Here is a 14,022-nt window from a genome sequence, read left to right on the forward strand (position 1 = left end):
GACATGAACCCGCATACCGTTAAGACCTATGGCGAAGAACTGGATCAATTGTCGGCTGAGGTCATCCTTATGGGGGGGCTGGCTGAGGCTCAGGTGGCTGATGCCGTCGAAGCCGTCGCCCGCCGCGATGTCGCCCTGGCCCAGAGCGTCATTCAGCGCGATCAGCGCCTTGATGAACTGGAAAAAGACATTGAGCGCAAGGCCATCCGCCTGATTGCGCTGCGTCAGCCGATGGCGTCCGATCTGCGACGGACTGTCGCCGCCATGAAGATCGCCACGTCCTTGGAGCGCACCGGCGATCTGGCCAAGAATATCGCCAAGCGCTCACTGGTTATTTCCGAGTCCGAGCCGATGTCGGGCCTGACCCGCTCGATCGAGCGTATGGGCAAGCTGGTGTCGTCGCGTCTGCGTGATGTCCTGGATGCCTATAAGGGCTCAAAGCTGGATATAGCCCAGGCCGTCTGGTCGTCGGATACTGAAGTCGATGAACACTACAACGCCATGTTCCGCGAACTTCTGACCTACATGATGGGCGATCCGCGCACCATTTCGGCCTGCACGCACGTCCTGTTCATGGCCAAGAATCTGGAACGCATCGGCGACCATGCCACCAATATGGCCGAGCACATCCACTACGAGGTGACCGGCGAAGACTACATGAACGAACGCCCCAAACTCACGACTATGGAACCATAACCATCCGGTGAAAGTCCCTCGGCTAACGCCTCAGTGTACCTTCACCGGGTTAAACGGTGAAAATATTTCTTGGGGCGGCCCGGCGAAATATTTCCGGATTTGTATCTGATGACGGAATTAAAAGTATGAAGCCCTACATCATTATTGCCGAAGACGAAGACGCTTTATCGACGCTTTTGCAATATAATCTTGAAAAAGAAGGTTATGAGGTCGCGCAGGCCGTCGATGGCGACGAAGCCCTGATGATGATCGAAGAGCGTATGCCTGATCTTCTGGTGTGCGACTGGATGATGCCGAAGGTGTCGGGCATCGAGGTCTGCCGCCGCCTGCGCGCCCAGACCGAAACGCGCAATCTGCCCATCGTCATGCTGACCGCCCGTTCCGAAGAAAGCGACCGTATCCGCGGCCTCGATACCGGCGCCGATGACTATGTGGTCAAGCCGTTTTCGATGGTTGAACTGATCGCGCGCATCCGGGCGGTGCTGCGCCGTATTCGCCCCGGTCTCAGCGAAGACCGCGTCCAGTTCGGTGAAATCTCGGTTGACCGTCTGTCGCACCGCGTTCAGCGCGGGGGCCGTGATGTCCATCTGGGGCCGACCGAATACCGCCTGCTCGATTACCTGATGCAGCACCCCAAGCGTGTCTTTTCGCGGGAGCAGCTTCTGGATGCCGTCTGGGGCAATGATGTCTATGTCGAGGCCCGCACGGTTGACGTCCATATCGGTCGTCTGCGCAAAGCCCTGAATGATGGTGCTGAAAAAGACCTGATCCGCACGGTGCGTTCGGCGGGTTACTCGCTGGATTTGCAGGCCTAAAAGCGCATCCCAAAAAGTGTACAGCGGTTTTTGGGATGCGCTTAACTAACCCCTAAGCGCGTACGATTTCCACTACCGGCTTTGGGTTGGGCGGGGCCGTCGCCAGTTCAAATCGTATTTCCTGGGCGCGGAAGTCGATAGACACTGCCCTGAACTGACGCAGAAAATCCATGCCGACCAGCAGGGCCGGTTTCTGGCTGAGGCTCCAGCTTTCAAACAGGGAAATTTCGGCAATCGCCACCGCGCAGTCGCTGAAGATGAGGTCCTGCATGCGTATGCGGTTGATCGGCATTAGTCGGCCTGTGATGTCACCGCCGGTTACCCCGGTCAGAACGACCGGCCCCAGATCGGGCCTGTGGCCATGTCGCGCTACCAAAGCGTTTCTGAGTGCTATATTGCCCATAGACAGTTCTGCGCCGCTGTCGATGATGGCGGCGGCGATAACCCCGTCTACCCGACAGTCGGTAATGCGCAGGCGTCCGGCGGACCCCGTGGCCTGGATGCGCGCCGTGCGCGGTGAATATATGCGCTGGGGCGAAAATCGCGGCCGCTCAATGCGGATGTTGCGTTTGCCAAAATCGAAGGTGATGCGGCTGTTGCTGATGATATCGAGGCCTAAGTACCCGTCCGCTCCCAGCAATGTCTTGGGCAAGACCGGCAGGTTAAGGTCTTTGTGGGTGAACGGCCCCAGCGCCAGCTTTTTCACATTTACGGTTTGGGCGGGCACGCTATGGCTAAGGCCGCGCATAATAACCATGCGCCCGGCACGAAGGCCTAAGCGGCTGGCGACGTCATCGGCAAGCACGGTTTGCTCGGCCGCCGTATCGACCACAAACTGATAGGGGCCGGTCTCATTGATCTGCACAGCCAGCGTCAACTGGTTGGCGAAGGTGGAGCGTGCCGCAAGCCGGGCCTCATCCATCTCCGGGTCGGTATCTGTGCTCTGTCCGAAGGCCTGTTGTCTGACACAAGTTGAGGCGGCCAGCGCGCTCGCCACCGCACCGGTCTGAACGAGCCGTCGGCGCGTCAGATGCGAATTGAAATCCGCCATAGTGTTCACCGCCCCTGTAGGCCCCCGTTTTTATATACGGGCTGCACACAGTTTAATACGGGACGGCATTTGCCGCAATTGCAAGAGGTTTATATGGTCGCGCTTATCTATCCATCAAATGATTCCATTTGATGGGAAAACGCTCTGGTTACGGATCGATAAAATAGGTTGTCGAGCAGTATTCGCAGGTGATATGCACCTTGCCGTCCGGCTCGATCATGTCGTTCTGTTCTTCGGGAGAGAAGGATTGCACCAGACTTTCCACCCGCGCCTGCGAGCAGCGGCATTGCTGGTAGACCTCCTTAAAGGTCGACAGCCGCACCCCGTCCTCATGGAACAGGCGGTACAGCAGGCGCTCAGTCTCCAGCGAAAAATCGGTCAGTTCATCTTCGCCCAGGGTGGCAAACAGGGCGCGGATATGGTCGAAAGCTTCGCGGGTTTCGCCGCGGCTAAGGTCACCGGCAATGGCCTGAATCATAGCGCCACCGGCGCGCCAGACCGGGCCAACGCCTGAGTCTTCGCGCGATACGGCCAGCTTGATCTGGGTCGGGATTTGTTCGGACTGGGCGAAATAATGTTCCGCACAAAGGGACAAACTGTCGCCCTCAATCGGGGTCACCCCCTGATAGCGATCCATTTGGCCGTCGGGATCGAGCGTCATGATAAACGTCCCCTTACCGATTAAGGCGCGGGCCCCCAGACTGGTGAACTCCGTGGCATTGGCGGCAATCAGTTCTTTCAGTTCATCCTCATCGTAGCGGCAGAACGCGCGCAAGCCCCCGCGGGTATCGTAATCGGCCACGACATAGCGCACACAGCCTTCGCCTTGCGCCTGCATGATCAGGCGGCCCTCGAACTTCAGCGCCGAGCCGACCAGCACCGCCAGCGCGCAGGCTTCGGACACCAGATGGGCGATTTCATCGGGATAGTTATGAGCGCTCAGGATAGTGTTCAGGCTGTCGCCCAAACGCACGACGCGGCCATGGACCGGCAAGGTATCGATAATAAATCGGGCGGAAAAGTCCTGATAGGGTGGGGTGTCGTTACTCATGAAACCTGATCTTATGGAGCCACTGCGCAAACGCAGCGTCGAATTTAGGGAATTTGGCTAAGTCTTGAAACGGAACGGCATAGATAATCAAGGGTTTTGCCAAAAAAAGAGGGGGCGGCACGTATTAATCACTAAGGGCGGTTGTTTTGCGGGGGGTTTTGTCCTATTTGCGCAGGCGAAAATCAACATGATATTGCCATGCTGATGTCTGTCTCGCGCCGCATGTAACGGCCCTTTGTGAGTACAATTGTTATGACCACAATTCTTGAAAATCCGATAGTTGACAAAATTCAGGCGGCGGTTCTGCCGACCATAGTTCTGGATTTTGACTCAACCTTCACTCAGGTTGAGGCGCTGGATATACTGGCCGAGCAGTTGTTTTCTTCCGATCCGGCCCGTCTGACCGACATTACGGCGATTAAGGATCTGACCGATCTGGCCATGTCGGGGGAAATCTCATTCGCCGAAGCCTTGCAACGCCGCGTTCAGATTCTAAAGCCGACGGTGGAGGATCTGGCGGGTCTGGTCGAAACCCTTAAAGGGCTGGTCAGTGCCTCGGTCGCCCGCAACAAAGAAGCCTTCCTGCGCCATCCGGGCAAGTTCCGCATTATTTCTGGCGGTTTCCATGACTTTATCGCCCCCGTGGTGGCCGAGTATGGCATCCGGCCTGAGCATATTCTCGCCAACCGTCTGGTGTTCGGCGATGACGGTATCGCGGCGAGCGTTGATCAGGGCAATCCCCTGTCCAAAGACGGCGGTAAGGTTGTGGCCCTGCAAGGCTGGGACATCACCGGGCCTGTGGTCATGGTCGGCGATGGCTGGACCGATTTTGAGGTCTATAAGGGCGGGGCAGCCGATCGATTTTATGCTTTTGTGGAGAACGTAAAGCGCGAAAAGGTCGTGCAGGCCACCCACGGCATTGAAGCCGCGCAGGTCGTCGTGTCGTTCGATGAGGTGCTGCATAACGAAGGCTTTGAAGGCCGCTATTCCTTCCCACGCTCGCGCCTTAAGGTGCTGCTGCTCGAAAACGTCCACCCGACCGCCATTCAGGCTTTCCGCGAAGAAGGATATGACGTCACGACCGTTAAAGGTGCGCTCGATGAAGATGACCTGATCGCCGCCATTCAGGGCGTGCATATCTTAGGCATCCGCTCCAAGACCACCGTGACGCAAAAGGTGCTCGATGCCGCCGATAAGCTGCTGGCGGTTGGGGCGTTCTGCATCGGCACCAATCAGATCGACCTTAAGGGCTGCTCGAAAAAGGGTGTTGCGGTCTTTAACGCCCCCTATTCCAACACCCGCTCTGTGGTTGAAATGGTCATGGGCCTGACCGTCATCCTGACCCGCAATATCTACGATAAGTCGATCCAGATGCACACTGGCAAGTGGGATAAGTCTGCGACCGGCGCCCATGAAGTCCGCAATAAAACGATCGGCATCATCGGCTACGGCGCCATCGGTTCACAGTTGTCGATCCTGGCCGAAGCGTTCGGGATGCGGGTCATCTATTATGATGTCGCGGAAAAGCTGACGCTCGGCAATGCGCGCCGCTATCGCTCGCTGGATGCCCTGCTGTCTGAGGCCGATGTCTTAAGCATCCACGTCGATGGCCGGGCCGAAAACAAGAACCTGATGGGGGCCACGCAATTTGCCAAGATGAAGGACGGCGCGTTGTTTATCAACCTGTCGCGCGGTCATGTGGTCGATATTGAGGCGCTGGCGGCGGCGCTGAAATCGGGCAAGATTTACGGGGCGGCGGTCGATGTTTTCCCTGAGGAGCCGCGCACCAATGACGACCCGTTTGTAAGCCCGCTGACCGGCATCAAGAACCTGATCCTGACGCCGCATATCGGCGGTTCGACCGAGGAAGCGCAGGAAGCGATCGGGGAGTTTGCCTCTGAGCGCCTGCTGAATTTCCTGAACCGGGGCGATACGACCTTCTCGGTCAATATGCCAAACGTGCAGTTGTCCGAAGTCGAAGGCCGTCACCGCTTCCTGCATATCCATCAGAACGTGCCGGGGGTTATGGCGGCGATCAACAACATCATCGCCAAGTATAACCTTAACATTCTGGCTCAGCACCTGAAGACCAATGAGTCTCTGGGCTATGTGATTGTCGATGTCGATCGCGGCTATTCAAAAGAAGCGCTGGAAGAACTCAAGGCCGTAACTGGCACTTTGAAGTTCCGGTCGTTGACCTGATAAAAAGGCCTCCCGATCGGGAGGCCTTTTTTTAATCCAAAAAGAAAGTGTCGTCGTCTTTCGGGGGGGCGGGTTGGTTCAGTCTTTGCCACATCTCATAGACCGCGCGGGGTACTTTAGGTGAAGGCATCTTGCCCGGCGTCAGTTTTTCGATGAAGTCGAATTTCAGACCCATCTTATGCGCCATGGTCCAGACCGACCGCCCTCGCCGCAGAATATGCGCATCCAGATCGATCAGCCAGACTTCGGCCGGGATTTCGCCGATCTCTTCAAACAGAACCTGCGCGCCGGAGGCCGACTGGTCAAGGATAGTACAGTGAATGGTTTGCTGGCTGTTCAAAAACAGCAGACAGCCACGGTCGTTACACTCAAATCGCGGTTCGTTCCGGCGGTTGGTGAACATTTCATAGGGCTGAATGATTTCGACCTTGGGTGACGCGACCGGGGCGCCGGCGCGATGTAGAGAAGAGACGGGACCAGACGGTGTGGCCATGATAGATTGCACCTCGTTGAAACGAACAGGGGACTGAACGCAACGCCTTAATATACTGATTTTTTAAGCTTACTGCGCTGCGTTCGCGACCCTGAGCCTGATTTGGGCGGATCATGTAACCAGCGTTTGGCAAGAGAATACCTTGCCCTGTTGCGGTGCACCTTAATCCGGGTTTCTTTACAAACCGTGTCCAAAGCCGTCAGTGATCACGTTTTTTAGAAAAATGTCATTACAACAGTACCTCTTGACATTTCCTGCGGTATGCCTCATGTGAGCGTCTTCGCATCCGCGAAATCTATTTGTCAGGCCGCGTGAGGTAAGGCTTTTTAAAATTACACCACATGTTTGTGTGTGCCGTATCGCCTGACAGACTTATAACCTTATCGCCATGTTAATGGCGGTCACAATCAAAAAATACGATGGCTCGTGACACGCGGAGCCTCGCCCATAAACCGCCCGGCCTTAAACATTACAGGCGCGGGCAGGGCTGTTTGCGTGTCTGCGCTTGTGCGTGAGACTTCTAAGCGGCCTCACCCCAGAAAGCGTTGTCTCTCCGTGAGCACTATTAATTCCACCACTTTTAAAGACCTTGGCCTGACGTCGTCCCTGTTGATGACCCTTGAAAAAGAAGGCTACATCAACCCGACCCCTATTCAGGCGCAATCGATCCCGATCGTCCTTAAGGGCCATGATTTGCTGGGTATCGCCCAGACGGGTACAGGTAAGACGGCGGCGTTTGCCCTGCCGATCCTGCACCACATCCTCACCAACCGCATCATTCCGGCCCCGCGCACCGTGCGCGTGCTGGTGTTGTCGCCGACCCGCGAACTGGCGACGCAAATCGCCGAAAGCTTTAAGACCTATTCGCGCGGTATGGGTCTTCAGATCGCGACTATTTTTGGCGGCGTGAAGTACGGCCCGCAATATAAGGCCCTGCTGAACGGCCTTGATATTCTGGTGGCGACACCGGGCCGTCTGATTGACCATCTGGACCAAAAGACGGTTGACCTGCGCGGGGTTGAATTCCTGGTCCTCGACGAAGCCGACCAGATGCTGGATCTGGGCTTTGTCAAGCCAATCCGCCAGATCGCCGCCAAGCTGCCGCATAAGCGCCAGAACCTGTTCTTCTCGGCGACCATGCCGAAGGAAATCGTCGGTCTGGTCAACGAACTGCTGACCGATCCTAAGCGGGTCGAAATCGCTCCCGAAGCCACCACGGCTGAGCGCGTGACGCAACAGGTCATCTTCGTTGAACAACTGCGAAAGCGCGCCCTGTTGTCTGAGCTTTATGCCGAAGACGCCCTGACCCGCACGCTGGTCTTTACGCGTACCAAGCGTTCGGCTGATCGCGTGACCGCCTATCTGCAAGCCGGTGGGATCGAAGCCGCCGCCATTCACGGTGACAAAAATCAAGGCCAGCGCGAGCGCGCCCTTCAGGCTTTCCGTGATGGCCGTGTCCGCGCGCTGGTCGCCACGGATATTGCGGCTCGCGGTATCGACGTTGACGGCGTGACCCACGTCATCAATTTTGAGCTACCTTACGTGGCCGAAGCCTATGTCCACCGCATTGGCCGTACCGCCCGTGCCGGCAAGTCGGGTATCTCGATTACTTTGTGCGCCGATGATGAGCGTAAGTTCCTGAAAGATATCGAGCGCGTAACTCGCCAGCGCATCCCGTCGTTTGACCGTCGTAAGGATCAGGCTTTGAAGCTGCTGGACGAAGCCATTCTGGCGTCGGGCAACACCGAAAAGCCGAAAACGCCTGAGCGTATTGCTGTTGCCCGTCACATCGACGGCGATGCCGAGCGTGTTCAAAAGCGTCAGCGCAACCGTCCGGGCCGCAATGAGCGCCGCGACATGCGTGAAGGTACGCGTGACGGGGGCCGTCCTGAGCGCGCTGAGCGTCCGGCGGCTTTCGATCCGATGGCGGCCGAGCGTGAAGCTTCTGCCCCTAAGCGCGACTTCACCGAAAAGAAGTCCTTCAGTGAACGCAAGTACGGCGACAAAAAACCCTTTGGTGCGAAAAAGCCATTCGGTGACAAGAAGCCTTTTGATCGCGACTCTTACGCCAAAAAGCGTTTTGACGAATCGTCGGATGCATCCCGTGCTGAGCGCGCAACATCTGAGCGCCCTGCCTTTGAACGCCCCGCGTTTGAACGTCCTGCCGGTGAGCGTTCGGAGCGCCGCGATGAGGGCAAGCGTCCCTATGCTAAGGCCGATGGTAACCGCAATGATGGTGCCAAAATCCCGTTTGGTGACAAGAAGCCGTTCGGGGATAAAAAGTCCTTTGGTGCCAAAAAGCCGTTTGACCGTAAGCGCACGGAGAGCGCTGACGGCCATAAGGCCCGCGATCCCCACGCCTACAAAGGTCGTGATGGCGCCAAGCGTGGCCCGGCACCAGCCGTTGCGGAACCCAAGGTAAATCGTGCGGATGGGGCTCAATTCAAGCGCCGCCAGAAACAAGCCAGCTAAAATCTGAGTTTTGCTTGATCGCGATATTATAGCCGAAAACCGCTCACACTTTTGGCTTCGCCGAACTTTGTTTCGGCATATCGCTAAAACCGACTAAGAAAAGCCCGTGGCATATCATGTCACGGGCTTTTTCATTATTTTCACAGTTGTGTGATGAGCTTATTTTTCGTTTAATGCGGCCTTGATGGGGTTTTGATTTTTATGCGGGTCACAGATCGAATGAACGCCGGTAGTTGCTATGCGCGAATCCTTGCAGGCGTTGGGGCGGGCATTGGGATGGCGTTGGCCATGCTGTTCGTTGTCGCGGCCTGCTCACCCAAACCGGACGAGGGCAGCGCTGCCCCTCTGGCGATTGCCGCCAAGGCGGTGGATTATCATTCCTACGCCAAACCGCTTGAGGCGCGGGTGCGCCATGTCGATCTGGATCTGACAGCCGATTTTGACCGTAAGGTGTTGTCCGGCACAGCCGCGCTGTCGCTTGAGACCGAGCCTGATGCCCGTCAGGTCATCCTCGATACCAAGGCGCTGAACATTCTGGGTGTCACCGATGCCGCTGGTGCGCCGCTGAAATATGCGCTCGGTAAGGCTGATCCCGTTCTGGGGGCCCCGCTGACGATTGAGCTGCCGCAGGGTGCGCAAAAGATCATCGTGCGTTATGAGACGACCGCTAAGACCGAAGCCCTGCAGTGGCTGGCACCGTCTCAAACGGCGGGCAAGCAGCAGCCGTTCCTGTTTTCGCAAGGGCAGGCCATCCTGACCCGGTCCTGGCTGCCGACGCAGGACAGCCCCGCCATTCGCCAGACCTACAGTGCCCGCATCGTGACCCCGCGGGCGCTCAAGGCCGTGATGAGCGCCGATATGCTGACGCCCGAAGGCGAAGATGTCATCGATGCGCCGGGTAAAAAAGCCTATCGTTTCAAGATGGACGAAGCCATCCCGCCTTATCTGATCGCGATTGCTGTGGGCGAGATTGATTTCCGGCCATTAGGTAAGCGCACCGGTGTCTATGCCGAAAAAGTCACCGTCGAGGCCGCCGCTGATGAGTTTGTCGATGTCGAAAAAATGGTTGGGGCCGCCGAGAAACTTTACGGGCCTTATCGCTGGGGACGCTATGATATTCTGGTTCTGCCACCGTCGTTTCCTTATGGCGGCATGGAAAACCCGCGCCTGACCTTTGCCACGCCGACGATCCTTGCGGGGGATCGCTCACTGGTATCTCTGGTCGCCCACGAACTGGCTCATTCGTGGTCGGGCAATCTGGTGACTAATGCCACCTGGAATGATTTCTGGCTCAACGAAGGCTTTACGGTCTATTTTGAAAACCGCATCATGGAAGAGCTTTATGGCAAGGACCGCGCCGCCATGCTGCGCACGTTAGGCTATAAAGACCTTCAGGATACGGTGAAGGGCTATATGGATGATAAGCATCCGGAATTGACGGCCCTTTATATCGACCTCAAGGGTAAGCATCCCGACGACGGGTTTTCGGAAATCCCTTATGAAAAGGGGGCCTCGTTCTTGCGGGTGATTGAGGACGCCGTGGGGCGCCGCCGGTTTGATGCTTACCTGAAGGGCTATTTCAACCGCTATGCCTTCCAGAGCATGACATCTGAGGCGTTTATCGAAGACCTGCGCGAAAATCTGCTCAAGGGCGACAAGGCGCTGGAAGACAAGATCAATGTGCGGGCATGGATCTATGATCCGGGCCTGCCCGCCAATATTATTGTCCCGAAATCCGATGCGTTCGATAAGGTCGATGCGCAAGCGGCGGCCTTTATCGGCGGTACGGCACCGGCTGAATTACAGACCAAGGACTGGACGACGCAGGAATGGCAAAGGTTCCTCAATCAGATGCCGGAGACCCTGACGGTAGCGCAGATGGTAAGCCTTGATGAGGCGTTTAAATTCTCAGCCAGCCATAATTCCGAAATCCTGTTCCTTTGGCTGAAACTGGCGATTGCCCATCATTACGAACCGGCCATGCCAGTACTTGAAACCTTCCTGACCTCGCAGGGACGGCGCAAATTCATTACGCCGCTGTACCGCGATCTGATGGATCAGCCGGGCTGGGGGCAGGCTATGGCGCGTCGGGTCTATACTGACGCGAGGGCCGGTTACCACGAAGTTACCCGTGCCAGCGTCGATAAGGTCGTAAACTAAAACTCTTTTAAAGGTTTTGGGTTAGGGTCGCGGTTTAAGCTTCGGACCTAACTGCCCATGCGCGATGCTATTTTTATCGGAATTGCCCAATCCCGCGTCAAGGGATTAAAGACCCGCTTGGGTTTGGCGGCGTTTCTGGGCGGCACAGCCATGTTGCTGGAGCCCTCCATCTGGCCGGTTGTGTGGTTTCTGGTCTATTTCGCCTCTCAGATTATCGACAATAATCTGTTTAAGGCCGCGCTGAAAAATCCGAAAAAACAGGGCGACGAAGCCAAGTTTATTATCGCGATTGCCTTAAGCACCCTGATTTTTTCCGCCATGGCCGCCTATACGTGGATTTTTGGCGGCGAAGAGGGCCGGATTTTCGCGGTTATTTCGATCTGCGGCGCTTTGCTGCATGTGACCCTGCAACTCTATAACCGCCGCAGCTACCTGTTTGCGGGTCTGTTGCCGCACGCGCTTTATCTGCTGTTCCTGCCGTCGGTGACAGCGGTGATCGAACCGGGGCACAACTCATTCACCCTGTTTATCGTCAATGTCGGCACGTTCGTATTTCTGGGCAATCTGGCCTGGGCGGTGCGTCAGAACAATCAGAGCCTGCTGGATCTTAAGGTGGCCAAGGACGAGGCACAGGAAGCCCGAAAGCTGGCGGAGAATGAGAGTGCCGCCAAGACTAATTTTCTGGCGGTTATCACCCACGAAATCCGCACGCCTATGAACGCTGTGCTGTCGGCGGCCAATTTGCTGAAGCGCACCCCGCTGAATGAAGAACAAAGTGACCACGTCAAAATGCTCAGCAATGCCTCTGAGGTTCTGATGGGTCTGCTGAATGATGTGCTCGATATCTCGAAAATCGAAGCGGGTAAGATGTCGATTGAGCGGGCGGCGATTGACCTTAAGGATCTGGTCGCGGGCGTCGGTCAACTGTGGTCGCCGCAGGCTCAGGCCAAGAATGTGCGGTTGGTGCTTGAGATAGAGGATGATTTGCCGTCTCAGATCATGATCGATCCTCTGCGGCTGCGTCAGATATTGTTTAATCTCCTGTCCAACGCCGTCAAGTTCACTGCCAAGGGGCTGATCATTGTGCGGGTCTATCGTATGTCAGATGCGCAAGGACATAATGAACTGCGTTTTGATGTCGAGGATCAGGGCATTGGCATCGCGGGCGATCAGTTGGAGCGTATTTTCTCAAGCTTCGAACAGGCCGATGCCGGGACGACGCGCCGTTATGGCGGAACCGGTCTGGGGCTGGCGATTTCGCGCAAACTGGCCCAGCTTATGGGAGGTGATATTTCGGTGCGCTCCAGCCTTGGCCATGGGTCGTGTTTTTCACTTAGCCTGCCGTATGACAGTCTGCTGCTGACGGCGATCGACATGCCGGAGGGCTTTGATGCGGATGAGGTTGATGAGGCACCCGCAGAGGGGCCGCGCACCATCCTGATTGTCGATGACCATGAGGTCAACCGCCGGATTGTGTCGTTGTTTGTGCAGCCTCTCGGCTGGCGCTGGGTGATGGCTGAAAACGGTCAGCAGGCGGTTGATCTGTGCCGCTCGGAAGCCTTTGACATTATCCTTATGGATATGCAGATGCCGGTCATGGGCGGTATCGAGGCGACGAAACTGATCCGTAATCAGGACGGCCCCAATCAGGATACGCCGATTGTGGCCTTAACCGCCAATGCCATGGAGCATCACCAAAAAGCCTGGGCCGAGGCCGGGGTAGAGGATTTCCTCGCTAAGCCGATCGACCCGGATTTGCTGATCAACACGCTGATTGCCAAATCGCGGATCAATCCGCTGCGGGCGGCGGCGTAAAGCGCATCCCAAAAAGTGTGTAGCGGTTTTTGGAAAAGATGCGCGTCTTAATAAAGCACGTTTAGCGCTTAACGTCGAAGCCATCCTCACTCAGGAAAGCGTTCAGATCGGCGGTGTTCGCCAGACTGAAATCGCCCGGAATCGCGTGCTTGAGGCAGCCACAGGCGATACCCAAATCAAGCGCGTCCTGATCGGTTTTGCCACTTAAAATACCGTGCAGCACACCGGCGGCAAAGGCATCGCCGCCGCCGATGCGGTCAATGATGCCCGCAATGTCATAGGTCTTGGTCTCAAGGCTCTCAGATCGCGTGAACATCAGTCCGGCCAGACGGTTGTGATCGACATTGACCTGCGTGCGGCGGGTGGAGATCAGGCGCATCAGGTCGGGGAAGGTTGCAAAGGCATGGTCGGCGGCGGCGCGGTTGCGCGCCATTGAGCCGTCTTCGCCGTCAAATTTGGTTTTGAACACCAGTTCGATATCGCGGTAGCCTCCAAAGATCAGATCGGCATGGGACATCAACTGCCTGATCAGGGTGGGGGCGTCGCCGCCCCACGCTTCCCACAATTTTGGGCGGTAATTGCAGTCGAACGAGACCTTGACCCCTAACGCCTTAGCCGCCTTCATGCCCGCCAGAGCGGCGTCGACGCAGTTCTGACCAAGGGCCGCGGTCACGCCGGAGACATGCAGCCACTCGGAATCCGCCAGCAATGCGGTCCAGTCCAGCTTTGAAAAATCCGCCATCGCAAAGGCAGAACCGGCGCGATCATAAAGAATATCCGAGGGGCGGTGAATGGCACCGGTGGTCAGGAAATAAAGCCCCATCCGGCCGGGGGCCGTGGTGACATCAGAGGTATCGACACCCCATTTACGCACCTCCTGAACGGCAGCCAGACCCAGATCGTTGTCAGGGATGACGCTGATCATTTTGGCTTTGTGGCCAAGGCGCTGCAAGCCGACGGCGACATTGGCTTCGGCACCCCCGATGAACGGCACCAGACCCGGCAGGCCATAAAGCGGGTCAACCCCTGTCGTCGTCAGCCTGACCAGCAATTCCCCAAAGCACGCAAAGGCCTTCATAATGTTCAGTTTCCCTCGTTCCTTATGGGTTTGTGTGTAGTGCGCAAAGCCGTGTCTGTGAAGCGCTTTTGGCCGGTCTCATAAAAAAAGAGCTTCGGGCCGGGAAGGCCGCGAAGCTCGGGTCAGGTGTGCTGTGAAGGTAACAACACAAAGGACAGTTTCAGGCAGATCAGGCGTACTCTACTCAGG

At 56.7% G+C, this 14,022-nt stretch carries 10 protein-coding genes; 6 read left to right on the forward strand and 4 right to left on the reverse strand.

The window, feature by feature from the left end; all coding sequences use genetic code 11:
• The first annotated feature begins 3 nt into the window (after window positions 1-3).
• Window positions 4-696: a phosphate signaling complex protein PhoU gene (phoU, locus tag OVA03_RS12490; RefSeq protein WP_267525082.1), complete on the forward strand. Its 693-nt coding sequence runs from the start codon at window positions 4-6 to the stop codon at window positions 694-696.
• Between the two features lie 125 nt (window positions 697-821).
• On the forward strand, window positions 822-1,511 hold the full coding sequence (gene phoB, locus OVA03_RS12495) for a phosphate regulon transcriptional regulator PhoB (RefSeq protein ID WP_189484692.1): 690 nt from the start codon (window positions 822-824) through the stop codon (window positions 1,509-1,511).
• A gap of 52 nt (window positions 1,512-1,563) precedes the next feature.
• On the opposite strand, the gene OVA03_RS12500 is transcribed toward phoB, so the two are convergent.
• Both OVA03_RS12500 and OVA03_RS12505 read right to left on the reverse strand, forming a co-directional pair.
• Complete coding sequence (locus OVA03_RS12500; protein ID WP_267525084.1) at window positions 1,564-2,562, reverse strand: aspartyl protease family protein; 999 nt, start codon at window positions 2,560-2,562, stop codon at window positions 1,564-1,566.
• A gap of 148 nt (window positions 2,563-2,710) precedes the next feature.
• Window positions 2,711-3,613 (reverse strand): Hsp33 family molecular chaperone, encoded by a 903-nt coding sequence (locus OVA03_RS12505; RefSeq protein ID WP_267525086.1) that lies wholly within the window; start codon window positions 3,611-3,613, stop codon window positions 2,711-2,713.
• Window positions 3,614-3,865: 252 nt separating this feature from the next.
• Here OVA03_RS12505 and serA point away from each other — a divergent pair, with 252 nt between their 5' ends.
• Window positions 3,866-5,815 carry a phosphoglycerate dehydrogenase gene (gene serA / locus OVA03_RS17055; RefSeq protein ID WP_267525088.1) on the forward strand — a complete coding sequence of 650 codons (1,950 nt, stop codon included), beginning with the start codon at window positions 3,866-3,868 and terminating at the stop codon, window positions 5,813-5,815.
• 31 nt (window positions 5,816-5,846) lie between these two features.
• On the opposite strand, the gene OVA03_RS12515 is transcribed toward serA, so the two are convergent.
• Complete coding sequence (locus tag OVA03_RS12515; protein ID WP_267525090.1) at window positions 5,847-6,308, reverse strand: PilZ domain-containing protein; 462 nt, start codon at window positions 6,306-6,308, stop codon at window positions 5,847-5,849.
• Between the two features lie 555 nt (window positions 6,309-6,863).
• Between OVA03_RS12515 and OVA03_RS12520 the strand changes: the two genes are divergently transcribed.
• From OVA03_RS12520 to OVA03_RS12530, 3 genes are all read left to right on the forward strand, one after another.
• The gene (locus tag OVA03_RS12520) at window positions 6,864-8,780 is read left to right on the forward strand and encodes a DEAD/DEAH box helicase (protein WP_267525091.1); all 1,917 of its coding nucleotides are present in this window, start codon (window positions 6,864-6,866) and stop codon (window positions 8,778-8,780) included.
• 288 nt (window positions 8,781-9,068) lie between these two features.
• Window positions 9,069-10,940 (forward strand): M1 family metallopeptidase, encoded by a 1,872-nt coding sequence (locus tag OVA03_RS12525; protein WP_267525093.1) that lies wholly within the window; start codon window positions 9,069-9,071, stop codon window positions 10,938-10,940.
• 57 nt (window positions 10,941-10,997) lie between these two features.
• The gene (locus OVA03_RS12530; protein WP_267525094.1) at window positions 10,998-12,755 is read left to right on the forward strand and encodes an ATP-binding protein; all 1,758 of its coding nucleotides are present in this window, start codon (window positions 10,998-11,000) and stop codon (window positions 12,753-12,755) included.
• A gap of 61 nt (window positions 12,756-12,816) precedes the next feature.
• Here the strand turns inward: OVA03_RS12530 and OVA03_RS12535 are convergent, their stop codons facing one another.
• Window positions 12,817-13,833, reverse strand: a complete 1,017-nt coding sequence (locus OVA03_RS12535) for a sugar kinase (protein ID WP_267525096.1) — start codon at window positions 13,831-13,833, stop codon at window positions 12,817-12,819.
• Window positions 13,834-14,022 lie beyond the last annotated feature (189 nt).

The sequence above is a fragment of the Asticcacaulis sp. SL142 genome (assembly GCF_026625745.1).
GTDB lineage: Bacteria > Pseudomonadota > Alphaproteobacteria > Caulobacterales > Caulobacteraceae > Asticcacaulis.

What these genes read in the sequence shown, in the direction of transcription:
- phoU (WP_267525082.1), top strand. Translation starts at nt 4, where the DNA reads ATGAACCCGCATACCGTTAAGACCTATGGCGAAGAACTGGATCAATTG.
- phoB (WP_189484692.1), top strand. Translation starts at nt 822, where the DNA reads ATGAAGCCCTACATCATTATTGCCGAAGACGAAGACGCTTTATCGACG.
- OVA03_RS12500 (WP_267525084.1), bottom strand. Translation starts at nt 2,562, where the DNA reads ATGGCGGATTTCAATTCGCATCTGACGCGCCGACGGCTCGTTCAGACC.
- OVA03_RS12505 (WP_267525086.1), bottom strand. Translation starts at nt 3,613, where the DNA reads ATGAGTAACGACACCCCACCCTATCAGGACTTTTCCGCCCGATTTATT.
- serA (WP_267525088.1), top strand. Translation starts at nt 3,866, where the DNA reads ATGACCACAATTCTTGAAAATCCGATAGTTGACAAAATTCAGGCGGCG.
- OVA03_RS12515 (WP_267525090.1), bottom strand. Translation starts at nt 6,308, where the DNA reads ATGGCCACACCGTCTGGTCCCGTCTCTTCTCTACATCGCGCCGGCGCC.
- OVA03_RS12525 (WP_267525093.1), top strand. Translation starts at nt 9,069, where the DNA reads ATGCTGTTCGTTGTCGCGGCCTGCTCACCCAAACCGGACGAGGGCAGC.
- OVA03_RS12530 (WP_267525094.1), top strand. Translation starts at nt 10,998, where the DNA reads ATGCGCGATGCTATTTTTATCGGAATTGCCCAATCCCGCGTCAAGGGA.
- OVA03_RS12535 (WP_267525096.1), bottom strand. Translation starts at nt 13,833, where the DNA reads ATGAAGGCCTTTGCGTGCTTTGGGGAATTGCTGGTCAGGCTGACGACG.